Origin of the sequence: Halomonas sp. XH26 (genome assembly GCF_024138895.1) — a bacterium.
GTDB classification, from domain to species: Bacteria; Pseudomonadota; Gammaproteobacteria; order Pseudomonadales; family Halomonadaceae; genus Vreelandella; species Vreelandella alkaliphila.
Genome location: NZ_CP071889.1, coordinates 2,439,667 through 2,461,796, shown reverse-complemented (window position 1 = coordinate 2,461,796; position 22,130 = coordinate 2,439,667). Strand labels below are relative to the sequence as shown.

Below are 22,130 nucleotides of genomic sequence, written 5' to 3'. Positions count from 1 at the left end.
CTCTGATTTGGCGGTTTTTTGTTAGTTGATTCGTTAATGCAAGGCGCTAGGTGTCGAGCGCCAACTGAAAGACAATCCGTGCTGCCGCGCGGGCCGTACGGCTATCGATATCGTGATCGGGGTTTAGCTCGGCGAGATCAGCTAAGCGGAGCTTGCCGCTGTCGCGAATGGCCTCAAGCAGTGGTTCAATCAGTGCGAGTGATACGCCGCGAGCGGCGGGAGCACTGACCCCAGGGGCTTCCCCAGCGGGCAGTACATCCAGATCGATGGTCAGATAGAGGTGATCGCAACGCACCATGAAGCGCTCCAGGTCGCGCCGAATGCACTCAAGGTGGGCCGGTTGAAACTCCCGGTCTTCACGAACCATGACGCCGAGTTCTGCTGCGCGACTAAACAGCGCGCGCGTGTTTGCAGCGCGGCTTACGCCTAAGCAGGCGTAGCGAAACGGCCAGCCGCGCTTGGCGCATTCATCAGCAATTTGCGTAAAGGGGGTGCCCGAAGAGCGCACATGAGAGGGATCGCGCAGATCGAAGTGGGCATCAAAATTGATAATGCCGATGCGTGGTGCTTTTTCACCGTTATCAGCGAGATGCTGGGCAAGCCCCAGCCAACTGCCGTAGGCCACCTCATGGCCGCCACCTAGCACAACGGGAAAGTGTTCAGCCTTAATTAACGCTGCTAATCGATCGGCGAGGGCTTGTTGGGCGGTTTCTAGGGCATCGCCTTCGCAGCGTACATTTCCCGCATCATAGGCCGGGCCTGTGCGGTGCCACGCCAGCGGTGCCAGCGCTTTACGCAGCGCCGAAGGGCCTTGCGCGGCACCGGTACGTCCTTGGTTTCTGGCTACACCTGCATCGCTTTCAAAACCTAATAAAGCACAGCCCGGCGCTGCCGTTGGGCTGAGCGGTTGGATCTTTTGATGCCAACGCTCACTGTTGGGCTCAGGGTCTGTTCGGCCCGTCCAGAGTGACATGTCGAGTTCAGTGGCAGTGGCTTTACTGTTAATGGCCATGGGTAAGCACCCCCTGGAACATGCGCTGACGAAGGCGGCCTGGTTGTACGGCGTAAGCGAGCTCGGCGGGTGCATCGATATCCCATACACAGAGGTCGGCTTCTGCACCTTCGTGGATGCGCCCTTTGCCCGATAGGCCTAGCGCAGTTGCCCCATGAGCGGTCATGCCCGCCAGTGCCTCTTGGGGAGTCAGGCGGAACAGCGTGCAGGCTAGGTTGAGCATTAGCGTGGGCATAAACAGTGGGGAACTGCCGGGGTTGGCGTCGGTTGCCACCGCCATCGGGACGCCCGCGGTGCGCAGCGCCGCAATCGGCGGTTGTTGCGTTTCACGGAGGGTATGGAAAGCACCTGGCAGGATTACTGCCACACTACCGGCCTCACGCATGGCAGCGATGCCAGTGTCATCCAGGTACTCAATGTGGTCAGCAGATAGTGCTCCGTGGCGCGCGGCCATGGCCGTTCCGCCCAGGTTAGAGAGCTGTTCGGCGTGTGCCTTTATGGGTAGGCCGTGGGCCTCGCCGGCTGCAAACACTCGCTCGCACTGTTCCACCGAGAAAGCGATTTTTTCGCAGAACACATCAACGGCATCAGCCAGGCCTTCAGCCACTGCTGCGGGGATCATTTCCTGGCAGACAAGATCGATATAGCCGTCGCTGTCATCTTTGTATTCTGGGGGGAGGGCATGGGCGCCCAACAGCGTCGTGACGACGTTGACTGGCAGCATCTTGCCGAGACGGCGCGCGACACGCAGCATCTTGAGTTCATCTTTGACAGTAAGCCCGTAGCCAGACTTAATCTCCACGGTGGTAATGCCGTCGGCAATCAGTGCTTCAAGGCGCGGTTTAGCGAGCCTTAGCAGCTCATCTTCACTAGCCTCACGCGTGGCACGAACGGTACTGAGAATGCCGCCACCGCGTTTAGCAATCTCTTCATAGCTAGCCCCTTCAAGCCGCGCTTCAAACTCTTCAGCCCGAGAACCGCCAAATACAAGGTGGGTGTGGCAATCCACAAGACCAGGGGTCATCACACCGCCACTGCCCATCTCTGTGCAGTTATTGGCGAGTTGCTCGTCGAACTCACTCATGGGCGACAAGGTGATGATGTGTGCCCCTTCGGTAATAACGGCCATGCGGTCGGGCAATGTCCGCAAGCCATCGAAGACGCTGATATCGCGCCAGAGGCGACGATCCGTTGCATTCGGCATGAGGAGCTCCTTTCAAAGGCGATGTGCAAAAATTTATTTTCAAATCTTAATGTATATACAATTAAGGTCAATATGAGCCGATTCGTCAAGCTGCTTGTTACAAAATAGAGGGAAGGGTGAAATGCATGAAAAGATGAGGTTTTGTTGTTTTTGGTATTTTAAACAGTTTGTTATGTGTTTTTTGATGTTAATGAAGACTGTTTTTAGTCTGATTCATTAGACTAATGTCTATTTATATTGGCTGGTGGTGCTCTTCAATTGGTGTGTATATGTATATACATTAAGTGTTGAAGATACGTGGAAGGCTCTCTAAACGCTGTTACATAACAAGAGGCATGCTCATGCTCCCTCCCAATACTACAACCCGTCAGCGGCCCAGCGCCGCGCTGATCCTCAAACTGTTTTTGCCAAGTGCGCTGGGGATTTTGATTTTCTTCGTGCCTGTCGAAATTGGCGGTCGCAGCACTATATTGCTCGATCATATGGTGACCGGTGCCCGGAGCTGGCTAGGAGATGCAAGTGGCTTCTATGCGCTGGCGCTGATTGCCGCTGGGGCTGCGTACCCGTTGATTCGAGGCTACTGGAATCGAAACGTTACCGAGCGCATTTTTACCGCACTAAAATTGCTCGGGGTAATGGCTGCCCTGATGGCGCTGACTGGCTGGGGGCCTGCCTTTCTGCATGAACCCGATATGCTGCCTTTCCTGTTTGAAAAGCTGGTGATTCCCGTTGGTTTGATCGTTCCTATTGGCGCGATTTTCCTGGCCTTGTTGATCAGCTATGGGTTGCTTGAGCTTATTGGCGTGCTGGTTCAACCCGTAATGCGGCCCATTTGGCGAACGCCAGGACGCTCGGCAATCGATGCGGTCGCTTCATTCGTGGGCAGTTACTCTATCGGATTATTGATTACCAACCGGGTGTATCAGGCGGGGCAGTATTCCGCGCGGGAAGCGGCCATTATCGCCACGGGTTTTTCGACTGTCTCGGCGACGTTCATGATTATTGTGGCGCGCACGCTGGATTTAATGGCGGTGTGGAACGCCTATTTTTGGCTAACGTTATTGATCACGTTTATCGTCACGGCTGTCACCGTTCGTTTGCCGCCCTTATCGCGTATAGATGATAGTGCTGAAGACGGGGAACCTACGGCGGTAGCAGGCAAACGCTTGCTAACGGCATGGCATACCGGGTTGGAAGTGGCCGCCCGCGCACCGGCGTTGCATAAAAGTGTCGCAATTAACTTTAAAGAAGGGCTAGTGATGGCGATTAGCATTCTGCCTTCGATCATGTCGGTGGGTTTGCTAGGCTTGCTTGCGGCTAAATACACGCCGCTATTTGAGTGGCTGGGTTGGTTGTTTTACCCCTTTGTGGCCGTGTGGGGCATTGCTGATGCGGCTGCGCTTGCCCAGGCATCCGCTGCTGGCCTTGCCGAAATGTTTTTACCGGCACTGTTAATGGCAGAAGCGGACTTTGTTTCGCGTTTTGCTGCAGGCGTTGTATCAGTATCCGCTGTGCTGTTCTTCTCAGCCTCAATTCCTTGCATTCTTTCTACGAGCATTCCGCTTTCTGTAGGGCGCATGGTGGTGGTGTGGTTTATTCGCGTTGCATTAAGCTTGATGCTCGCCGTACCCACCGGGTATTTGGTACAAGCGCTTATTAGCTAGGTCTTTACCATATAGGTCTTTACCAGCTAAGTTTTTACCATCTAAGTCTTTATGACGCTTGGCGATGCACCGAGGAGCGCAGCTTGTAGCGGTCGCCTGGATGCAGTAAACGGGCATAGCTGATGAGCTGCTCGCCTGACCACGTGCGTCGTACCATACTCAGGCAGGGGGTTGCGGTATCAATAGCAAGCCAATCGGCAGTTTGCTGGTCGACAAGCACAGCTTCAACAGTGTGCTCTACGTCAGTAATCGGGCAGGCCGCTACCAATACTTCATTGGGTGTGTGCAGTGAGAAGTCGCTGGTTAAGTAGTTGGGTACCCAGCGAGGGTTAACATAACGGTTTTCAAGCTGAATAGGTGTGTCGTCTTCCAAATGCACCAGCAGCGTTTGAAACACGCGGCTACCCAAGCGAACGCCTAGCCGCAAAGCGACTTCGTCATCCGCTTCAATGGCTTCACATACCAGTACGTGATTACTGTAATGGTGCCCCCTGAAGCGCACTTCATCGGCAATGTTGTAGACCTCGACCAGCGACGACTCTGCCTTGCGATCTGTCACGAAGGTACCTAACCCAGGCTGGCGTGTAAGGTAGCCTTTTTGGACGAGATCACGAATCGCTTTATTAGCCGTCATTCGGCTTACCCCAAAATCTCGGGCAAGCTGCTCTTCGGGAGGGATCTGGTGGTGTGCTTGCCAGGCACCGCCCTGGATTTTTTCTAACAGGTGCTGCTGTATTTGCAGATAAAGTGGAGGAGCGCTGGTCATGAAGTGCCTTTCAAATGAATCTAATGTCTAACCATCTCCAGTGTACCTTGTGCAAAGGCCCAGGGCATCCTGTTGCTGGTTGGGCGTGTATTATGTACAAGGATTCATTGGCGTTGCCTGATTCGCTTAGTAATCGTCAGCATCGATAAGAAAGCGCTTATTTTAGGAGTTATTTTGCGCCTTAACTATTCTGGATCACTGCCAGAGCGCGTTGGTTTTTTATTATTACCGCGCTTTTCAATGATGGCATTTTTTTCTGCGGTAGAGCCGTTACGAATAGCCAATCGGATCAGCGGCCAAACGCTGTTTGAGTGGACGCTATTTAGTCGTGATGGTGAGCCTGTCACCGCAAGCAATGGTATGACGCTATTAGTCGATCAGTCGATGGGCGAGGGTCTCGACCTGCCATCGTTGGCGGTGTGTAGCGGCTTTGAGCCTGAAGATCATTTAAGCCGAGCGCTCATTTCATGGCTGCATCGGCTTGATCAAGCCGGATGTGCCCTGGGGGGGTTGGACACCGGAGGCTTTATATTAGCCGCCGCTCAGTTATTGAAGGGAGAGCGAATCACCTTGCACTGGGAGAGCTTGCCGGTATTCCGTGAGCGTTTTCCAACGATTGAAACAACCGACGAGTTATTTGAGATCGGGGAGCGACGTTTTTCCTGTGCGGGGGGAGCCGCAGCCATGGACATGGCCTTAGCAGTGATCGCCAGGCGTCACGGAACCAAGCTGGCGGTTGATGTTTCCGAGCAGCTTATTCACGAGCGTTTACGTAGCCGTAGCGATCAGCAGCGAATGTCGCTAGCTCAGCGTTTAGGCACCCACAATCGGCGTTTGGTCGAGGCCGTTGCACTGATGGAGAGGCATCTAGAAGAGCCTCTTCCATTGGCTGATATTGCCCACCGGAGTGGTGTGTCATCTCGCCAGTTACAGCGGCTTTTTGAACAGCACTTGAATGTATCTCCTCGCCAGTGGTATCAACAACTTCGCTTACGCCGTGCCCAGCGGTTGTTGACGGAGACCGATATGAGCGTACTTGCCATAGGTGTGGCCTGCGGCTTTACTTCTAGTTCGAGCTTTGCCCGTGCGTTCCGTGCACACTATGGCCGCTCACCGATTGAAGCGCGCCAACAAGCAGATAGTTGAGTGTTCTCGGAGTGACTGTCGCTTTGTGTTTAAGTAATGTCGCTTTGTGTCGTTCCTGCTGCGGCTTAGCAGGCAAACTGATGTCGTATATCGATAAAAGAGGACATTACAATGAAGAACGCACACGGTGGTTTAAAGAGTATTTACACGCTTGGCGCCGCAGGACTGGCAGCGCTTGCGATTGCTGGTCCTGCCGCCGCTGAACTTGACGAAGTAAGTTTGGGCGTCCCCCCTTGGCCAGGTGTCACCGTGAAATCTGAAGTGGCAGCGCAACTGATGGAAGCGATGGGCTATCAAACAAGTCAGCGTGATTTGGCCGTAAGCGTTATTCTTGAGGGGCTAGCGCGTAACGATGTGGATGTTTATCTAGGGGGCTGGTACCCGGTGCAAACCGATATGGTTGAGCCACTGGTTGCTGATAATAAAATTGAAAAGCTGGTCTCCAATATCCAGGGGGCGAACTCTGGCCTGGTGGTTCCTCAGTACGTTTACGATGCCGGTGTGACATCGGTGGCCGACCTGGACGCCTACCGTGACCGTTTCGACGGTGATATTCAGGGCATCGAGGCGGGCACCGGGATTAACACGGCCATTCTGGCAGCTATTGATAATGACATTGCAGGCTTAGGAGACTGGCGTCTGCGTGAAAGCTCCACCGCCGCTATGTTGGCGCAGGCAGAGCAAAAGATGGCGGATGAAGAGTGGGTGACCTTTGTTGGTTGGGAGCCCCATTGGATGAACGTCAGTTTCGACATAGCTTATCTGGATGATGCCGATGAGGCGGGCATTGCCCAAATTGAGAGCACTGTTTGGACTATCGTTCCGGCCAATATGGCCGAAGATGATCCCCAGCTGCATCGTTTTCTTTCACAGTATGTAGTGGATATTGAGGATCAAAACGCGTGGGTGCATGACTACAGCTATGAGGATCGTCCCGCCAACGAGGTAGCGTCTGAGTGGATTAGCGCTAATTTAGACACGGTAGAGACATGGCTGGATGGCGTGACGACTAAAGATGGGCAGCCAGCGATACAGGCGGTACGTTCGACTTACCAGTAACCAATATTTCGTGTTAACCGTTTGTTAAGCGCTTGGCAAAAATCTTGCCAAGCGCTTTGCATTTCAGGCAGGTTCGCGTGGGCATGTAATGCCGCATGAACCATGTTTTTTGCACAGCGATAGCCTACCGGCATACCGCTGTTCCTCCAGTCCGCAATGGCTTTTTCGAGCGGTGCGGTCAAAGGGTCGTGCTCAACTGAAAGAACCTCAATCTGCGTTTCCGGTGGAAGTGTATCGAAGTGGTTCCCAATCCACGGGCAGTAGGGAATGAGTGACAAGACATCATGTCGGCTAAGTAACGGCGCATCGGCCCCCAGCGTTTGCTGGTTTAGTTTGCCGACCGGCGGATAGATAAGTCCTAGGGGCACGCAACGGTGCAGTAAGGGGGCTAAATCTATTGCTATGCGACCGCCAGCGCTGTCACCTACTACTGCGATGGGCTTTATAACCTCAGCGACCTTGAGGCAGTCTTCTAGCATGTTGTGGTAGCCCGCCTCCGGCGCTAAGCGATAGCTGACACTGATAACGTGGCGCTTTAGCTGCTCTGCAAGGCTTGCTGCAACGCCATGATGGCTGTCGATAGACCCCAGGGTAAATCCCCCCCCGTGAATGTATAGCACTTGGCCAGACTCAGCGGATGCAGGGATAAAGTGTCGGAGGGCTAAGCTTTCCCAGGTTTCGTCAGTGATTGTCATGCCTGACGGATTAGGCGGCGCAAACGTTTGACATAATTGATCGTAGCGCTGTCGAGCTACTGCAGGAGAGCCATTTTCGATATCTTTTAAGCCCGCATCGAAGCGGGTTATAAAAGCGTTTATGTCCATTAGCGGCTCCACCAGTCAGTCGTTACTGCGTTGGTTTGATGCTGTCTCTCACTGACAATCAGGCGCTGCCGTTAAGCACGCCTGATGTCATCGGGATGGTTAGATCAGCGTCTTTTGCGTCGTGCATCGAGCGTCTCGCGGAATAGCGAAAGTAGTACACCTGCGGTCATCACGAGTACAACAACACTTAGCGGTAAGGCAGCAGCAATAAGCGCTGTTTGCAGTGCGTTCAGGCCTCCGGCAACCAACAACACTGCCGCCACCAAACCAATCACCACGCCCCAGAACACTCGGAAGCGTTTAGGCGGTTCATTGTCACCTAATGATAAAATGGTGGTCAGCACTAACGTGCCGGAGTCTGAAGAGGTGACAAACCAGCTCATTAGCAGAAATACCATCATGGCGGAGAGTATCCAGCCAAACGTGCCGCTGCCGACAATGCCATCAGCCGTGGCAAACAGTGCTGAGGGTAGGTTCCAAGCGTTAACCAGCTCAATAATACCGGCGCTACCTGGGCCATTCGTTGCATATAACTCCTGATACATGGCGTTGCCGCCAAAGATGATCAGCCAAACAAAAATGATCAGGGTAGGTACTAACAGAACGCCCAATACAAACTCGCGTAACGTACGTCCTTTAGAAATTCGGGCGATGAAAAGACCGACAAAGGGAGCCCAGGCTAGCCACCAGCCCCAGTAGAAGATTGTCCAACCCTGTTGCCAAGCGGCGGTTCCTTCCTCATCAGCGTACCAAAGTCCCATGGGAATAAAATTGATAGCGTAGTCGAGCATGGTTTCGCCGAACGCCATGATGAGCCACAGCGTGGGGCCTGCAATTAGGAAAATGCTCACGACCACTAGGGACACCCAGATATTCATCTCGGAGATAAGACGAATACCGCCGCGTACGCCGGATACGGCTGAGAGTATTGAGATAACTGAAATACCCGCGATAAGTATTAACTGGGTATTTAGTCCTGGGTCGACACCTATTAGCCGTTCTAAGCCAACGGCCATTTGGCTAACCCCAAGCCCTAGCGAAGTAGCGACGCCAAAGACGCAGCCGAGCACCCCAAGGATATCAAACAGGTGGCCGATAGGGCCGAAGATGCGTTCGCCTATAAAGGGGTAAAGCGCCGAGCGCAGTGCTAGCGGCAACCCTTTTCGATAAGCAAAATACGCCAGCGACATACCGACAATCACATAGATGGCCCAGCCGTGAAGGCCCCAGTGAAAAACGGTAACGCGTAACGCATCGATAGCGCGCTCGTGACCGATGGCGACGGCACCGGCCATATCGGCATGGGGGTTGTTGGGGTAGCCAAACGCACCGGTATCGTCAATATAAAAGATTGGCTCTGCGACGCCAAAAAACAGGATGCCAATGCCGATACCTGCTGAGAAGAGCATCGAGAACCACGCAAAGTTACTGAACTCTGGGCGGCTGTCGTCAGCGCCAAGCCTTACGCTTCCATAGCGACTGAAGACAATGAAGGCGCAGACCGCTAGTAGCAGCATCACGGTAATCAGGTAATAACCGCTAAACGTGCTCTCAATCCAGGCGCGTGTTGCTCCGAACACGCTGCCAGCTGTATCTGAGCCAAGCCCGGTGAAAAGTACGAAGAGCAGCACTAGGCCGCTAGCACTTAGCGTCATTCCCTTGTGCATGCCTTGGAAGAAACCGCCTTGGGCGAGCTCTGTCACCATGTAGTCTGTACTGAGTTCGGCCTTGGGTGAGTTGTTATGCGAAGGCGGCGTGGATCGATGAGGGGGAGTTGGCGTAGCGATATGCTTGTCCTCTTGGGCCGGACGTCGGGCCGGCAATCCCGGTCAACCGTCCGTGCTGGCGGACGGTTCTCATTATTTTTAGTTTTGCTTTGCTATGTGGTTTTGCTATTCCGTTTTGCCGTGTCGTTATCGCCGTATGGCAATTGTGCGGTTAGCCAGCTCTGGCCATGTTGATGGCGCTGCTAAAGGTAACGCAGAGATGGCTTCCTCAACGGGGGATGGGAAAGGCGCAGGGCGAGCGGTATCGATATCAATGCCCATCAGCATCTGCTCGCTGGTGGCTAGCAGGTTGCCTGCTTCATCATTCAGCTTGAAAAAGACATGCAGGCGCTTGTTATCGCGATCCAGCAGGGTCAGCTCCACGCCGAGTGGCTGTCCTTCATGGGCCTCGCGGCGATAACAAAGATGCGTCTCAAGGGTGTAAATGGTATAGCCATGGCGGGCACGACCGGAGGTGTCCAGGCCGATATGTTCCATGAGTGCTTCTACCGCAAGTGAGAATACTCGGGCATATTCGGCGTCGTTCATATGGCCGTTGTAGTCGACCCACTCCGAGGCAACGCGGCTTTGTAAAATAATCATTAAATACGTCCTTCCAAGCCTTCGGCTTCAGGCCAATATTTTTGTACTAAGCCGAGCAGTTCTACCAGAAAGTCATCACGGCGGCGATCCAGCTCGGCCACTGAGCGACCAGCGGCTTGATGCTCGCAGCCTTCTACCACGCGATCAATAAGCTCGTTGGTAAGCTCGGGAGCTTCAAGCTTTGTCCACGGTAGTTTTAACGCTGGACCGAACTGTTCAAGCATATGGCGCATCCCTGACTCGCCACCAGCCAAATGAAAGGTGAGAAAGGTGCCCATTAGTGACCAACGCAAACCACAGCCGTAGACGACGGCGGCATCTATCTCTTCGGTTGTCGCCACGCCATCATTGACTAGGTGCAGCGCCTCACGCCAGAGCGCTTCCATCAGGCGGTCAGCAATATGCCCCTCAATTTCTCGGCGCACGACCAGTGGGCGCATGGCGAGTGCTTGGTATCGCGCATGAGCACGCTCTAACTCGTCAGGCGTGGTGGCTTCTCCGCCAACGAGCTCCACTAGCGGTAGCAGATAGACCGGGTTAAAGGGGTGAGCCACGATAACTCGCCCAGGAGCATTGTGGCAGTCTTGCTGCAAGTCGCTGGGTTTAAAGCCAGATGTGGAAGAGCCGATAATGACGTGCTTTTCCGCAGCTGAATCCAGCGCCGCAAGCATTTCGCGCTTAAGCTCAAGTCGCTCAGGTACGTTTTCCTGAATTAAGTCAGCGCCAATAACCGCCTCTTCTACACTATCGACGAACCGTAAGCGTTTTGGGTTAGCGCTTTCTGCCAAGCCAAGACGCTGTAAAGAGGGCCAGGCATTGTCAATAAAGGCACGCGTGCGATCGGTTGCATTGGGGTCTGGGTCAAAGGCCACGACATCCCAGCCTTGTGCCAAGGCGCGAGCAATCCAGCCATTGCCAATGACGCCGGTTCCTATCACGCTAAGTTGGCGGCTCATACGTCACCTCCCGCGCTGATATTCCCGGTGTGTGGATCGCGTAGGGACAGGTGAGCGCGTGTCTCTGCAGGTGTCATCACTCGGCCACCAAGGTTGTCGATGACAGTGGCGGCTTTCTCAACTAATTGCCCATTAGTCGCCATTACGCCCTTTTTAAGATAAAGATTATCTTCAAGACCGACGCGGGCATGGCCGCCTAGTAGAACCGCCTGAGCCACCATGGGCATCTGATGTCGACCGATGCCGAAAGCTGCCCACTGAGCGTTTTCTGGCAGTTTATTGCGCATGGTCAACATCGTTTCAGTATCGGCTTCAGCGCCCCAGGGAATGCCCAAGCAGAGTTGATAAAGAGGATCGCCATCGATCAGCCCTTCCTGCTGTAGCTGGCGTGCGAACCAAACGTGGCCCAGGTCGAAACATTCAAGCTCTGGTTTGACGCCAGCAGCCTGCACCAGGCGGGCGTGCTCGCGTAGCCAGTCGGCAGGGTTTACGTAGACCATATCGCCAAAGTTGAGGCTGCCGCAGTCTAGGGTGCAGAGTTCGGGCAAAAGCTCACCGACTGGCTCATGGCGTTGGGCGGGCGTTTGAATGTCCGTGCCGGGGCCACCGCGGGTGGGATCCTGAGCGTCAGGAATCCAATCTCCGCCTCCACCGGCGGTAATGTTCATGACGATATCCACCTCGGCCTCGCGCACACGCTGCATCACCTCACGAAAATGCTCGAGAGAGTGGCTGATGCCGCCGGTTTTAGGGTCACGTACATGAATATGGGCCACGCTGGCACCGGCTTTTGCGGCGGTAATACAGTCGTTCGCGATCTGTTCGGGCGTGATAGGAACATTGGGGTTCTTGCTTGTGGTGTCACCTGCGCCGGTGACAGCACAGGTCAAAATAACGTTGCGGTTCATTGGCCGCTCCTTGACAGTAGCGATGGAAAACGTACTTAAGTATGGCGAGATAGCGAGATAGCGATTGTCATTAAGCGACGCTAGATGCGCATAAAGCGTCGTTGTTAATTAAACGGAGTTAATGCGATGCAACTTAAGGACTACCAGAAGTACGACGCCACCGGTCTTGCTGAACTCATTCGCCGCCGAGACGTCAGCCAGACTGAGGTATTCGACGCGGCGGTGACTGCGATTGAAACGCTTAACCCATCTCTTCATGCGGTGGTTAGAACGCGCTTCGACAAAGCGAAACACGAGCGTGACCAAGTGTCGGCAAACTCGATATTTGCTGGTGTCCCAACGTTAAGTAAAGATCTATTGATGGCATTAACGGGTGAGCCGCTGGCATTCGGAAGTTCATCATTATCAGCGTGGTGTCCTAAGCAAGATTCGCTGCTTATTCAGCGTGTGCGGATGGCAGGGTTAGTGGTGGTGGGGCAAACGGCCACGCCGGAATTAGGACTAATGGGGATTACAGAACCTAAGGCATTTCCCCACCCGCAAAACCCATCTCGAAAGGGCTATTCCCCAGGCGGCTCAAGCGGAGGTGCAGCAGCGGCGGTCGCTAGCGGAATGGTGCCTATTGCGCTGGCAGGCGATGGTGGTGGTTCTATCCGCATTCCTGCCAGTTATTGTGGTTTGTTCGGTTTTAAACCTTCTCGCGGGCGGGTGCCGTTAGCGCCTGCCCACGGTGAAGTCTGGCAGGGCGCGGTGGTCGAGCACGCCATCACCCGTAGCGTGCGCGATAGTGCAGCGTTGCTAGAACAGATTAACGGCATGGCACCTTCTGGCCCTTACCCAGTGCCGCGGGAAACGGGCTATGTGGATGCCTTATCAGCCTCCACTAAGCCGCTACGCATCGCCGTGTCGCAGGGTGATTTTTTAAGTTACGGACTGGATACCCAATTAAGTGCAGATGTGAAAATAGCGGTTGAGAAGGCCGCAAAGGCACTGGCCGATATGGGACACGAGGTGGAGTGGTGTGATCCACCGGTTGATGGTGATGCCTTGGCCGACAGTTACCTGACGCTCTACCTTGGCCATTTAGCCGCTGACCTTCAGTGGGTAAGCCAGCAAACCGGTGTGCCGGTGCATCGGTTAGCCATTGAGCCGTCTACCCGCGCCGTTGGTAGGCTGGGCGCTAAGCTTTCGGCAAAAGATTACGAGCTAGCAAAGCGCTATTGGCACGAGGCTGCCGAGCAGATGAGCCAGTTTCACCAGCGTTATGATGCTCTGGTGTTGCCGGTAGCCGCGGATACTGCTCCCAAAATAGGCGAGCTTTATCCCTCTGCGGCTCGCGAGCGATTAATGTCTCTGTTAGTGGTTCCTGGTGCATCAGCGCTGGCACTGAAAGCGGGGGTGTTAAAGCACCTGGCGGTGGATGCGCTTAGCCGTACCCCGTTTACGCAATTGGCGAATCTTACCGGCCAGCCTGCTATGTCGGTACCTTTCCATGTGGCGGCCAATGGGTTGCCCGTTGGGGTGCAAGTGGTAGGGCGCCTGGGTGAGGATAAGCAACTGCTACAGCTGGCGGCAGATATGGAGCGACATGGTGATTGGCAGTGTCGTGTAGGCCAACATTAAGGTTCGGTGTGTGGTGGTCAATGGCGCATACAGCAACTGTATAGCGTAAAAAGCAGATTGTTTTCTCAAGGATTATAGGTAAATGCATACAACGACGTTAGCGATGGATAAAGGCGGTGTGGAGCTGGGGCCGAATCTTTTGTCAGGCGTCAGCTTGCCCGCTGCGGTGGTGCATGAAGGCCCGCTGGCGCATAACATCACGTGGATGCAGCGATTCGCTGACGCTCATGGTGCTTACTTGGCACCCCATGGCAAAACGACCATGGCCCCTGCGCTTTTTCAGCGTCAGCTGCAGGCGGGGGCGTGGGGCATTACTTTGGCAACCGCGCCCCAGTGTCGTGCTGCCTACGCTAACGGCGTGACCCGATTGATCATGGCGAATCAGTTGGTCGGCCAAGCTAATATGGCCATCATCGCTAGCCTGCTTGAGCAGGGTGTGACGTTTTACTGTGTGGTCGATAGCCAGGATAACGTACGTCAGCTTGGGCGTTTCTTTGCCGAGCGAGGATTGACGCTAACGGTGCTCATTGAGGTAGGGGTGCCCGGAGGACGTTGTGGCTGTCGCAGCAAACAGCAGATTCTCTCGCTCGCGGAAGCCATTGCTAATGAATCCGCGCTCTCACTGGTGGGGCTAGAGGGCTATGAAGGTGTGATGCATGGCGATAACCCGGAGCCCCGTGTTCGTGACTATGCCAAGCAGTTGGTGGACGTGGCGGTAGAGCTTGAGGCCGCTGGACGTTTCTCAGAGGAAAATCCTATGGTCACCGCATCGGGTTCTGCCTGGTATGACGTGATTGCAGAAGCCTTTGACAGCGCACCGCTTCAAGGGCGATTTACCCCCGTGTTACGCCCCGGTTGCTATATCGTCCATGATCATGGCCTTTATCGTGACGCGCAATCTGCGGTGTTAAAACGTCGGCCAGATCTGCAGCAGGGGCTTGAACCAGCCTTGGAAGTTTTTGCTCAAGTGCAGTCGCTGCCTGAACCTGGGCTTGCTATTGTGGCGCTCGGCAAACGCGATATTGGCCACGACCAGTTCCCCATTGCTCTACGCCGTTATCGAGAGGGAAGTGAGGCCTCGCACCTTTTGTCAGTCGCTGGCTGGGAAGTGACGAAGCTTATGGATCAGCATACCTTCGTGCGCCTTCCTGAAGCATCTCAGGATGTTGAGGTCGGTGATATCATCGCTTTTGGTGCCTCCCATCCCTGTTTAACCTTTGATAAGTGGCGCCAGCTGCTGCTGGTAGACGACGAGTTAAACGTGAAAGAGCATTTGGCCACCTACTTTTAAATGTGGCTCGAACGGTAGGCGACTAGGCAAGCCTTCTGCTCTCAGGCAGGTTAAACTACGCGACTTTGAGTCAACGCTTGGCGCCATGCATGCATCCCCTTGATACATCAACAAGTCATATTTCAAACAGCCATATTGCAAAAGGCTATGAGCTAACCCAAGCGGGAGATCGTTATTTCGATGGCTTGGTCGATAAGTTCTCCCGTTCGCTTTATCAAGCGCCCCGTGGCGAGCTGCGACTGGCGATGCTGGATTATTTGCTGCCGCAAATGCTGCGCCTGACGGCACAGCCAGTGCTTGATGTTGGTGGTGGTTTAGGACAACTATCGGGGTGGTTTGCTGAGCGCGGGCACGCGGTCACCATGGCAGAGCCTTCCCAGGATATGTTGGCCCATGCAAATGCATGGCATGACGAGCGACGTGCTGCAGGTGCTTGGCCACCAGAACAGCTTCGCTATCTTGCCGCGCCGCTTCAGTCGCTGCCGCAGCAAGCGCCTGGGCCTTGGCCGCTCATCACCTGTCACGCTGTGCTTGAGTGGTTAGGAGAGCCTGAGCAGGCCGTGCAAACGCTTGCTAGTCTGCTTGCCCCTGGCGGGCAGTTAAGTTTGATGGTGTTTAACCGCGATGCGTTGCGCTTTTCCAACGTCATCAAAGGTAACTTAAAAAAAGCGCTTAGCGACCAGCTTGAGGGTAAAGGTAAGCGACAGCGGTTAACGCCTATCTCACCGGTCACCCACGACGAAGTGTGCCAGTGGGCAGCGAATAACGGCCTGCTCATGGATTCCGTTGCCGGGATACGAATTTTTCAGGATTATTTACGCCATCCCTCTGCGGAAGAGAGCGAGCAGGCAACGCTGCTGGCGCTTGAAAAGCAGTATTGCCGTCAAGATCCTCACTGGCGGCTAGGACGCTATTTACTTTATACCTTCACCAAACCCGAGGCCGATGTATGAGCGCGCAACTGCCTGCTTGCCAACTTCTTGAACGTTTCTATGGCCAATCGGCTAACTTATGGCCTGTTGCGCCGCCTGCTGATGCCTGGTTGCAAGCCCATTCTACGGCAATGATAAGTGGTGATGTAGCGCTGCGTGAGCAGTGGGTGGCCAGTGGTAAAGCAGCCGCTAGCCCGTTTGATGCACCCTTTATTCAGCAGGCTGGGCAGGTGGTGCTGTTTTGGCCGAAGGCTCATCAACTGGGAATCTGGTGGCTAACATGGCTATGTCACGTGTTGCCTGAAAATACTCCGCTTGATGTTGTCGGTGAGCATCAGGGAGGCATCAAGCGCGTGCCTAAGATATTGAGTGAGTTGGGCATGCGCTGCGATAAGCTTGATAACGCTCGTCGTTGCTCGTTGTTTGCTACGCGCACGGTAGCGATGGGGCAGCCAGATAATGCGTGGCAAACCTTTGAAGCGCTGGATTTAAAACTGGTGAGTCATCCTGGCGTCTTTGGTCACGGCAAGGTTGATGAAGGCACGCGTTTAATGCTCGAAAGCATAGCGACTAGCTTGCCCAAAAAGCCGCTCAACGTGCTGGATGTGGGCTGTGGCGACGGCATTATTAGTGCTTGGCTTGCAGCGCGAGGCCATCAGGTCACCGCTGTGGATGTCAGTGCGTTTGCAGTGGAAGCGTGCCGCCGAACGCTAGCAGCCAACCAGCTTAGTGGTCGGGTGCTTGAGAGCGACGTTTATTCAGCGCTTGAAGGTCAGCAGTTTGATCTGATAGTGAGTAACCCTCCGTTTCACCAGGAACGAGAGATTACCTATAGCCCTAGCGCACGCCTTATTTCAGAAGCGCCCAATCATTTATCGGCCAAGGGGCAGCTTGTGTTAGTGGCGAATGCCTTTCTTCCATACCCTGATGTGCTGGAAAGCACCTTCGGTGGTTTTGAGACCTTGGCAGATAATCGGCGCTTTAAAGTGTATCGAGCCGCTAAATAGCAAGCGCCACTGCTGAGACGACTATTTGCGTCTATGCTGCCAATAGTAAGCCGCGTTTCGGCTTTACGTGTAAAGGAGATGGAAATGACAGGAAGCGTTCGTACGACGGCCGTTATTGGCAGTGCGTTGATCTTGGGCGGTTTGCTGGCGCTGGGGCTCGTGTGGGGAGGCAGTTACTTCAAAGGGGCAGCGGAGGTTTGGCAGCAGTCTTCACGCAGTGTCACCGTGCGTGGCTTGGCCGAGCGCGAAGTGGCGGCGGATATGGTGCTATGGCCACTTAACTATACTGTTAATGCCAATTCGCTTTCTGACTTAGAGCAGCAACTCTCCAGTAATGAGCAGTTAATTCGCCAATTTCTGGAGGCCCGTGGTTTCGATATGGGCAACGTCAGCGTAACGCCACCGCGTATTACTGATCAATTTAGCAATATGTATGGTGGCGAACGCCCAGACGAGCGCTATCGCGCTGAGGCTACGTTGCTGCTACGTACTGATAATGTTAGTGGGGTGATAGAGGCGGTGCCCCAAGCCACTGCTTTGGTACGTCAAGGCGTGCTGTTGTCGCCTAGCTATGAATACCGCACTGAGTTTTTGTTTACTGGCCTAGACGCGATTAAGCCTGAAATGATTGCTGAAGCGACTGCTGATGCACGCAATGCAGCCCAGCAGTTTGCCGAAGATTCTGGTAGTGGTGTTGGGGGAATACGCCAAGCGACCCAGGGCTACTTTTCCATTGAAGATCTCGATAGCTATACACCCCATATCAAGCGAATCAGAGTTGTCACTACGGTAGATTACTCGTTAGAAGAGTAGTCCTTACCGCCTCAAGTAGACGGTGATTTCATGCCCGGATAACGGATCGCCGTGATGGTGTAGAACGTCTCGCCATTGGGTGTGAGTACCGTGATATCGTCGTCTACTTCTTTCCCGAGCAGTGCTTTGGCCATGGGAGCATCGATACTGATCCAGCGCTTTTTGGTATCGATTTCGTCGTGGCCAACAATTCTAAGATGAACCTGCTCTCCGCTTTCATCTTCCAAATCTACGTACGCGCCGAAAAAAACCTTGCTGGTGTCAGCGGGCAGACGATCAACAATCTGCAGTTCGTCCAACCGTTTTGTTAGGTAGCCAATACGCGCAATAACGCGGTTTAACTCTTTCTTGTTATAGGTGTAATCGGCATTTTCACTGCGGTCTCCTTGGGCGGCCGCTTCGCCGACTTTGGCCGAAATGGCGGGGCGTTTAACTCGCGATAAATGGTCCAGGACAGCGCGCAGGCGAGCCGCACCCTCTGCTGTGATCAGGTTGCTCTTAGGTTGTTGGCGCGGGTCTTTCGCTGGATCGCGCCAGCGCGTCATATTTCGGCCTTTCATTGCGTTTTTCACCTCCTCAAAGAGCACCAGCTTACGCTAATGGCAGTGTGGTTAACAAAGCGCTTATTTATTGGCGATTCATTCAAACGTTCGTTACATTATGGGTGTGGGTGATTTCAGACCCCAAAACCAAACGTATTACTTGTTAGAAAGCACAAAAATAAACCAGGAGCTTATTATGCGCACACCCCCTTTTTCTCGGTTACTCATTGCAGCGGCGTTAGGCAGCGCCTTAGCGCTAGCCCCATTAAGTGTGTCGGCTTATGAAGGCGACGTATTCTCGCTAAAAAATCGTTGGGAACACACCGTCACTGAGATGCCAGCTAACGAGCGCGAGAGCACGCTTAAAGCGCTGGCCAGTGAGGCTGAGCAACTGGCTAGCCAACACCCTGATCAAGCGGAAGTATTAATCTGGCAAGGCATCGTGCTGGCTTCCTATGCACGTGAACGCGGCGGGCTTGGTGCATTAGGCACCGCGGGCGATGCCCGCGATGTGCTGGAGCGGGCCATTGAAATCGACCCACAAGGCGGTAATGGTTCGGCTTATGTCACGCTAGGAGCGCTATACGACCGCGCCCCAGGCAGGCCATTAGGCTTTGGCAACAGCGATACCGCTGAGCGCATGTTTCAGCGCGCGCTAGAGATTCGCCCAGACGGTATTGATGTGAACTATTACTACGCGGCGTTCTTGAAAGAAGAAGGTAATACCCAAGCTGCTCGTGAGCATGCCCAGCGCGCGGTGAATGGTACTGCACGCGAGACCCGTCAAGCATCTGATGAAGCACTGCGCCGGGATGCCGAGGTATTACTCGGCGAGCTGTAGGCTGTTAGCCAAGGCGTCTAGCGCTAAGGTTGATAGAAACGCTAAGATTGATAGAAACGCTAAGGTTGATAGAAACGCTAAGGTTGATAGGCGCATTGGCATTCCCAGTGGTAAGCATTGATAATAGAACGATTGTTAACACTGGGAGTGCTTCATGGCATCTAGCCCTAATTCATTAGTGCCCGATGCGTCAGCGCCGCCTCAGTTAGGCCGAGACGATGTCGAGCTTATTCAGCGAGAGACCCTTTATCAGGGGTTTTTCCGTTTGGAAGCCTTAGAACTGCGTCATCGTCTGTTTGAAGGTGGTTGGAGCGGCACGATGCGGCGTGAGGTGCATAACCGCTTCGACGCTGTTGGTGTGCTGCTTTACGACCCTGCTCGTGACGCGTTAGTACTTGTCGAACAGTTTCGTGCTGGCGCGATTGACGATCCGCTTTCCCCTTGGAAGTTAGAGTTGGTGGCGGGGCTGGCAGATAAAGACGAATCTCTTGAAGATGTTGCCCGCCGCGAAGCCATGGAAGAGTCTGGCTGCCAGGTTGGCGTGCTGACTAAATTACATACTTATTATCCAAGCCCAGGGGCGTGTAACGAGCGCGTGACGCTATTTTGTGGCTTAGTCGATACCCAGGGTATGGGGGGAATCCATGGCCTGGATGATGAGCACGAAGATATCCGTGTTCATGTGGTGACGTTCCCAACAGCATGGGAACTCCTGGAGCAGGGAAGACTCGATAACGCCATGTGTTTGATTGGGCTACATTGGTTAGCGAGCCAGCGCGCTTCGCTGCGTGCTGCTTCTCATCGAGCAGCGACAATGCCAAGCGAATCTGAAAAGGAGTGAACATGGCTAGAACCGCCTATGTCACCGATTTAAAGTCCCTGCAGGGCGAGTGTAGCGCCAACTATATGCGCATGCTTCGTTTGGTAGGTGATATGGAAAGTGGCCAGCGACGTGATATCGCGCTGCATGGCGATGACCAGCATTTCGGCGATTTACATCTTAAGATTCTGGAGCAGGCGCCCTATACCACGATGGTGGAAGTGACCCAGAGTGGGCCGCTAGATGCGGTTATTGAAGGCCCCAGAATGCGTGTCCATCTCTACCATGATGTACGTATGGCAGAAGTGACTGATTTTCAGCGTGAGCGCCACTTTAGTGGTCGCTATCGTTACCCGAATGCCAGAATGCACCAGCCAGATGAGAAGCTGCAACTGAATCGCTTTCTAGGTGAGTGGCTGGCGCATGGCTTAGCCCATGGTCATGCCTATGATATGCCGGAGTTACCCTGATGCGGCTGGTTCAGATTACCGATTCGCACCTGCATGCCGATAAGGCGGCTCGCTCACGGGCGGGAATTCCGTGGCAGCAGTTTGAGCGTGTGCTGGAAGCAGTGATTGCTGAACGGCCCGACATCGTCGTATTTAGCGGAGATGTAAGCCAAGATGAAACGGCTGCCTCTTATGCGTTGGCATGCCAAGCGCTGGCATCATTGCCGTGCCCATGGTTCTGGATTCCTGGCAATCACGATCAGTTGGCATTCATGCAAGCGGAGCACCCGCTGGTGGAGGAAGTCGACCTGGTCCAATGGCGATTATTGCTGTTGGATACCCATGTGGAAGGCCATCCGTATGGCGAATTGGGCGCTGAGCGCTTAAACGCACTGGCTGAGCGCCTAGAAGAAGATGATCGCCCTACCTTGATTGTGATGCATCATCCCCCCGTTGATGTGGGCGCTGTGTGGATGGACGCTATTGGCCTTCAAGATCGCGATGCGTTTTGGCAACTGTTAAACCGCCACCCTCAGGTTAAGATCATCCTGTTTGGTCATGCCCACCAAGCCTATGCCCAGTCGCACCGTACCGCGGATGGCAAGATTGACGTGTATGGTTGTCCTGCCATCGCAGACCAGTTCTTACCCGGCGCAGAGCAGTTTGCGATTGATGAAGCGTCTCGACCCGGCTATCGAATCATTGATCTTCATGGCAGTGATTGGCAGACCTGGATTGAGCGTGTTGTCGTATAGTCTGTGCCTGTGATGACACTGTTAGGCAATAAAGATATAAAAAGATAGTTATTAATTCTTTTGGGTTATTATTGACTCGGCGTTACCCTATCCCCAAATAACCGTCTTCCGGCCGCGTTGCCGTTAGTCGGAAAATAGCGTTTGCACGTGCAAGCACCGTTTTATGAGGGAGTAGGTAATGAACCAGTTTTCTGCGCCGTCGGCGTCCCAGCGTGAGGTGTCTGCCACACCCGACGCGGCACGTTTGACCCATCTAAAGCAGCTAGAAGCTGAATCGATACATATTATCCGGGAAGTCGCCGCTGAGTTTAGTAACCCGGTCATGATGTACTCCATCGGTAAAGACTCCTCGGTGATGCTGCACTTGGCGCGCAAAGCCTTCTACCCGGGGACACCGCCATTCCCGTTGATGCATGTGGACACTACCTGGAAGTTTCGTGAAATGATCGAGTTTCGTAACCGCATGGCAGAAGAAGCGGGCATGGAGCTGATTGTGCATACCAATGAAGAGGGGCGGGCTGCCAATATCAACCCCTTCGACCACGGTAGTGCGAAATATACCGACATCATGAAAACCCAGGCGCTGAAGCAAGCGCTGGATAAGCATGGCTTTGATGCGGCTTTCGGTGGCGCACGGCGTGATGAGGAAGCCTCACGCGCTAAAGAGCGTGTCTACTCCTTCCGCGATAAATACCACCGCTGGGATCCGAAGAGTCAGCGTCCTGAACTTTGGAATGTGTATAACGCCAACGTTAACAAGGGCGAGTCAATTCGCGTCTTCCCACTTTCGAATTGGACCGAGCTGGATATCTGGCAGTACATCTATCTTGAGTCGATTCCGATTGTGCCGCTTTACTACGCCGCCAAGCGTCCTGTGGTTGAGCGTGATGGCATGCAGGTTATGGTTGACGATGATCGCTTGCCTTTGGCACCAGGTGAAGTGCCTGAAGAGAAGTTTGTGCGCTTCAGAACGCTGGGCTGTTATCCACTGACCGGTGCGGTGGAATCAACGGCAGCTACACTGCCCGAGATTATTCAAGAGATGCTGTTGACCAAAACCAGTGAGCGTAGTGGCCGTGCCATTGATCGTGACCAGGTCGGTTCGATGGAGAAGAAAAAGCGCGAAGGCTATTTTTAAGGAGTAGGTCT

The 22,130-nt window shown here is 54.0% G+C and carries 22 protein-coding genes; 13 read left to right on the top strand and 9 right to left on the bottom strand.

Translation table 11 applies throughout. From position 1 onward, the window contains the following. Positions 1-46: 46 nt before the first annotated feature. Positions 47-1,012 carry a formimidoylglutamase gene (gene hutG, locus J4377_RS11440; RefSeq protein ID WP_051626504.1) on the bottom strand — a complete coding sequence of 322 codons (966 nt, stop codon included), beginning with the start codon at positions 1,010-1,012 and terminating at the stop codon, positions 47-49. Continuing rightward, positions 1,002-2,216 (bottom strand): imidazolonepropionase, encoded by a 1,215-nt coding sequence (hutI, locus tag J4377_RS11435; RefSeq protein ID WP_253485580.1) that lies wholly within the window; start codon positions 2,214-2,216, stop codon positions 1,002-1,004. Before hutI ends, hutG begins: the two co-directional genes overlap by 11 nt. 341 nt (positions 2,217-2,557) lie before the next feature. Here hutI and J4377_RS11430 point away from each other — a divergent pair, with 341 nt between their 5' ends. Further along, the gene (locus tag J4377_RS11430) at positions 2,558-3,880 is read left to right on the top strand and encodes a YjiH family protein (RefSeq protein ID WP_253485577.1); all 1,323 of its coding nucleotides are present in this window, start codon (positions 2,558-2,560) and stop codon (positions 3,878-3,880) included. Positions 3,881-3,929: 49 nt separating this feature from the next. On the opposite strand, the gene hutC is transcribed toward J4377_RS11430, so the two are convergent. Next, complete coding sequence (hutC, locus tag J4377_RS11425; RefSeq protein WP_038485798.1) at positions 3,930-4,646, bottom strand: histidine utilization repressor; 717 nt, start codon at positions 4,644-4,646, stop codon at positions 3,930-3,932. 174 nt (positions 4,647-4,820) lie between these two features. Here hutC and J4377_RS11420 point away from each other — a divergent pair, with 174 nt between their 5' ends. Then, positions 4,821-5,792: a GlxA family transcriptional regulator gene (locus tag J4377_RS11420; RefSeq protein WP_120386726.1), complete on the top strand. Its 972-nt coding sequence runs from the start codon at positions 4,821-4,823 to the stop codon at positions 5,790-5,792. A 111-nt stretch (positions 5,793-5,903) separates the two neighbouring features. Continuing rightward, positions 5,904-6,851: an ABC transporter substrate-binding protein gene (locus J4377_RS11415; protein ID WP_038485792.1), complete on the top strand. Its 948-nt coding sequence runs from the start codon at positions 5,904-5,906 to the stop codon at positions 6,849-6,851. On the opposite strand, the gene J4377_RS11410 is transcribed toward J4377_RS11415, so the two are convergent. From J4377_RS11410 to J4377_RS11390, 5 genes are all read right to left on the bottom strand, one after another. Beyond that, the gene (locus J4377_RS11410) at positions 6,842-7,675 is read right to left on the bottom strand and encodes an alpha/beta hydrolase (protein WP_253485574.1); all 834 of its coding nucleotides are present in this window, start codon (positions 7,673-7,675) and stop codon (positions 6,842-6,844) included. The genes J4377_RS11415 and J4377_RS11410 overlap by 10 nt on opposite strands. Positions 7,676-7,779: 104 nt before the next feature. Further along, positions 7,780-9,381 carry a BCCT family transporter gene (locus J4377_RS11405; protein WP_253488136.1) on the bottom strand — a complete coding sequence of 534 codons (1,602 nt, stop codon included), beginning with the start codon at positions 9,379-9,381 and terminating at the stop codon, positions 7,780-7,782. A gap of 207 nt (positions 9,382-9,588) precedes the next feature. Further along, positions 9,589-10,044, bottom strand: coding sequence for a thioesterase family protein (locus tag J4377_RS11400; protein WP_038485783.1), 456 nt, complete (start codon positions 10,042-10,044; stop codon positions 9,589-9,591). Next, on the bottom strand, positions 10,044-11,000 hold the full coding sequence (locus J4377_RS11395; protein ID WP_120386729.1) for an L-carnitine dehydrogenase: 957 nt from the start codon (positions 10,998-11,000) through the stop codon (positions 10,044-10,046). Before J4377_RS11395 ends, J4377_RS11400 begins: the two co-directional genes overlap by 1 nt. After that, the gene (locus J4377_RS11390; RefSeq protein ID WP_038485777.1) at positions 10,997-11,908 is read right to left on the bottom strand and encodes a 3-keto-5-aminohexanoate cleavage protein; all 912 of its coding nucleotides are present in this window, start codon (positions 11,906-11,908) and stop codon (positions 10,997-10,999) included. Before J4377_RS11390 ends, J4377_RS11395 begins: the two co-directional genes overlap by 4 nt. 126 nt (positions 11,909-12,034) lie before the next feature. Here J4377_RS11390 and J4377_RS11385 point away from each other — a divergent pair, with 126 nt between their 5' ends. The 5 genes from J4377_RS11385 (at position 12,035) to J4377_RS11365 (ending at position 17,574) form a co-directional block, all read left to right on the top strand. Next, on the top strand, positions 12,035-13,531 hold the full coding sequence (locus tag J4377_RS11385; protein ID WP_253485571.1) for an amidase: 1,497 nt from the start codon (positions 12,035-12,037) through the stop codon (positions 13,529-13,531). 82 nt (positions 13,532-13,613) lie between these two features. Next, the gene (locus tag J4377_RS11380) at positions 13,614-14,822 is read left to right on the top strand and encodes an amino acid deaminase (protein ID WP_198349158.1); all 1,209 of its coding nucleotides are present in this window, start codon (positions 13,614-13,616) and stop codon (positions 14,820-14,822) included. 89 nt (positions 14,823-14,911) lie between these two features. Beyond that, positions 14,912-15,775 carry a methyltransferase domain-containing protein gene (locus tag J4377_RS11375; RefSeq protein WP_253485568.1) on the top strand — a complete coding sequence of 288 codons (864 nt, stop codon included), beginning with the start codon at positions 14,912-14,914 and terminating at the stop codon, positions 15,773-15,775. Next, positions 15,772-16,761, top strand: coding sequence for a methyltransferase (locus J4377_RS11370; protein WP_253485567.1), 990 nt, complete (start codon positions 15,772-15,774; stop codon positions 16,759-16,761). The genes J4377_RS11375 and J4377_RS11370 overlap by 4 nt, the downstream gene beginning before the upstream one ends. Before the next feature lie 84 nt (positions 16,762-16,845). Beyond that, a complete protein-coding gene (locus tag J4377_RS11365; protein ID WP_193085710.1) occupies positions 16,846-17,574 on the top strand; it encodes an SIMPL domain-containing protein in 729 nt (242 codons plus the stop codon). 11 nt (positions 17,575-17,585) lie between these two features. On the opposite strand, the gene greB is transcribed toward J4377_RS11365, so the two are convergent. Then, positions 17,586-18,134 carry a transcription elongation factor GreB gene (gene greB / locus J4377_RS11360; protein WP_084183742.1) on the bottom strand — a complete coding sequence of 183 codons (549 nt, stop codon included), beginning with the start codon at positions 18,132-18,134 and terminating at the stop codon, positions 17,586-17,588. Positions 18,135-18,312: 178 nt separating this feature from the next. On the opposite strand from greB, the gene J4377_RS11355 reads away from it, so the two are divergent. The 5 genes from J4377_RS11355 to cysD all read left to right on the top strand — a co-directional run bounded on the left by J4377_RS11355 (position 18,313) and on the right by cysD (position 22,119). Further along, the gene (locus J4377_RS11355; protein WP_038485734.1) at positions 18,313-18,957 is read left to right on the top strand and encodes a tetratricopeptide-like helical; all 645 of its coding nucleotides are present in this window, start codon (positions 18,313-18,315) and stop codon (positions 18,955-18,957) included. A gap of 154 nt (positions 18,958-19,111) precedes the next feature. Next, a complete protein-coding gene (locus J4377_RS11350) occupies positions 19,112-19,798 on the top strand; it encodes an NUDIX domain-containing protein (RefSeq protein WP_038485731.1) in 687 nt (228 codons plus the stop codon). A gap of 2 nt (positions 19,799-19,800) precedes the next feature. Continuing rightward, positions 19,801-20,247 (top strand): DUF1249 domain-containing protein, encoded by a 447-nt coding sequence (locus J4377_RS11345; protein ID WP_009721899.1) that lies wholly within the window; start codon positions 19,801-19,803, stop codon positions 20,245-20,247. Continuing rightward, a complete protein-coding gene (locus J4377_RS11340; protein WP_193085712.1) occupies positions 20,247-20,981 on the top strand; it encodes a phosphodiesterase in 735 nt (244 codons plus the stop codon). The genes J4377_RS11345 and J4377_RS11340 overlap by 1 nt, the downstream gene beginning before the upstream one ends. Before the next feature lie 178 nt (positions 20,982-21,159). Further along, a complete protein-coding gene (gene cysD, locus J4377_RS11335) occupies positions 21,160-22,119 on the top strand; it encodes a sulfate adenylyltransferase subunit CysD (RefSeq protein WP_038485724.1) in 960 nt (319 codons plus the stop codon). The last annotated feature ends 11 nt before the right edge of the window (positions 22,120-22,130 follow it).

Coding starts and splice junctions, on each gene's coding strand:
- hutG (WP_051626504.1), bottom strand. CDS start 1,012: ATGGCCATTAACAGTAAAGCCACTGCCACTGAACTCGACATGTCACTC.
- hutI (WP_253485580.1), bottom strand. CDS start 2,216: ATGCCGAATGCAACGGATCGTCGCCTCTGGCGCGATATCAGCGTCTTC.
- J4377_RS11430 (WP_253485577.1), top strand. CDS start 2,558: ATGCTCCCTCCCAATACTACAACCCGTCAGCGGCCCAGCGCCGCGCTG.
- hutC (WP_038485798.1), bottom strand. CDS start 4,646: ATGACCAGCGCTCCTCCACTTTATCTGCAAATACAGCAGCACCTGTTA.
- J4377_RS11415 (WP_038485792.1), top strand. CDS start 5,904: ATGAAGAACGCACACGGTGGTTTAAAGAGTATTTACACGCTTGGCGCC.
- J4377_RS11410 (WP_253485574.1), bottom strand. CDS start 7,675: ATGGACATAAACGCTTTTATAACCCGCTTCGATGCGGGCTTAAAAGAT.
- J4377_RS11405 (WP_253488136.1), bottom strand. CDS start 9,381: ATGGTGACAGAGCTCGCCCAAGGCGGTTTCTTCCAAGGCATGCACAAG.
- J4377_RS11400 (WP_038485783.1), bottom strand. CDS start 10,044: ATGATTATTTTACAAAGCCGCGTTGCCTCGGAGTGGGTCGACTACAAC.
- J4377_RS11395 (WP_120386729.1), bottom strand. CDS start 11,000: ATGAGCCGCCAACTTAGCGTGATAGGAACCGGCGTCATTGGCAATGGC.
- J4377_RS11390 (WP_038485777.1), bottom strand. CDS start 11,908: ATGAACCGCAACGTTATTTTGACCTGTGCTGTCACCGGCGCAGGTGAC.
- J4377_RS11385 (WP_253485571.1), top strand. CDS start 12,035: ATGCAACTTAAGGACTACCAGAAGTACGACGCCACCGGTCTTGCTGAA.
- J4377_RS11380 (WP_198349158.1), top strand. CDS start 13,614: ATGCATACAACGACGTTAGCGATGGATAAAGGCGGTGTGGAGCTGGGG.
- J4377_RS11375 (WP_253485568.1), top strand. CDS start 14,912: ATGCATCCCCTTGATACATCAACAAGTCATATTTCAAACAGCCATATT.
- J4377_RS11370 (WP_253485567.1), top strand. CDS start 15,772: ATGAGCGCGCAACTGCCTGCTTGCCAACTTCTTGAACGTTTCTATGGC.
- J4377_RS11365 (WP_193085710.1), top strand. CDS start 16,846: ATGACAGGAAGCGTTCGTACGACGGCCGTTATTGGCAGTGCGTTGATC.
- greB (WP_084183742.1), bottom strand. CDS start 18,134: ATGAAAGGCCGAAATATGACGCGCTGGCGCGATCCAGCGAAAGACCCG.
- J4377_RS11355 (WP_038485734.1), top strand. CDS start 18,313: ATGCGCACACCCCCTTTTTCTCGGTTACTCATTGCAGCGGCGTTAGGC.
- J4377_RS11350 (WP_038485731.1), top strand. CDS start 19,112: ATGGCATCTAGCCCTAATTCATTAGTGCCCGATGCGTCAGCGCCGCCT.
- J4377_RS11345 (WP_009721899.1), top strand. CDS start 19,801: ATGGCTAGAACCGCCTATGTCACCGATTTAAAGTCCCTGCAGGGCGAG.
- J4377_RS11340 (WP_193085712.1), top strand. CDS start 20,247: ATGCGGCTGGTTCAGATTACCGATTCGCACCTGCATGCCGATAAGGCG.
- cysD (WP_038485724.1), top strand. CDS start 21,160: ATGAACCAGTTTTCTGCGCCGTCGGCGTCCCAGCGTGAGGTGTCTGCC.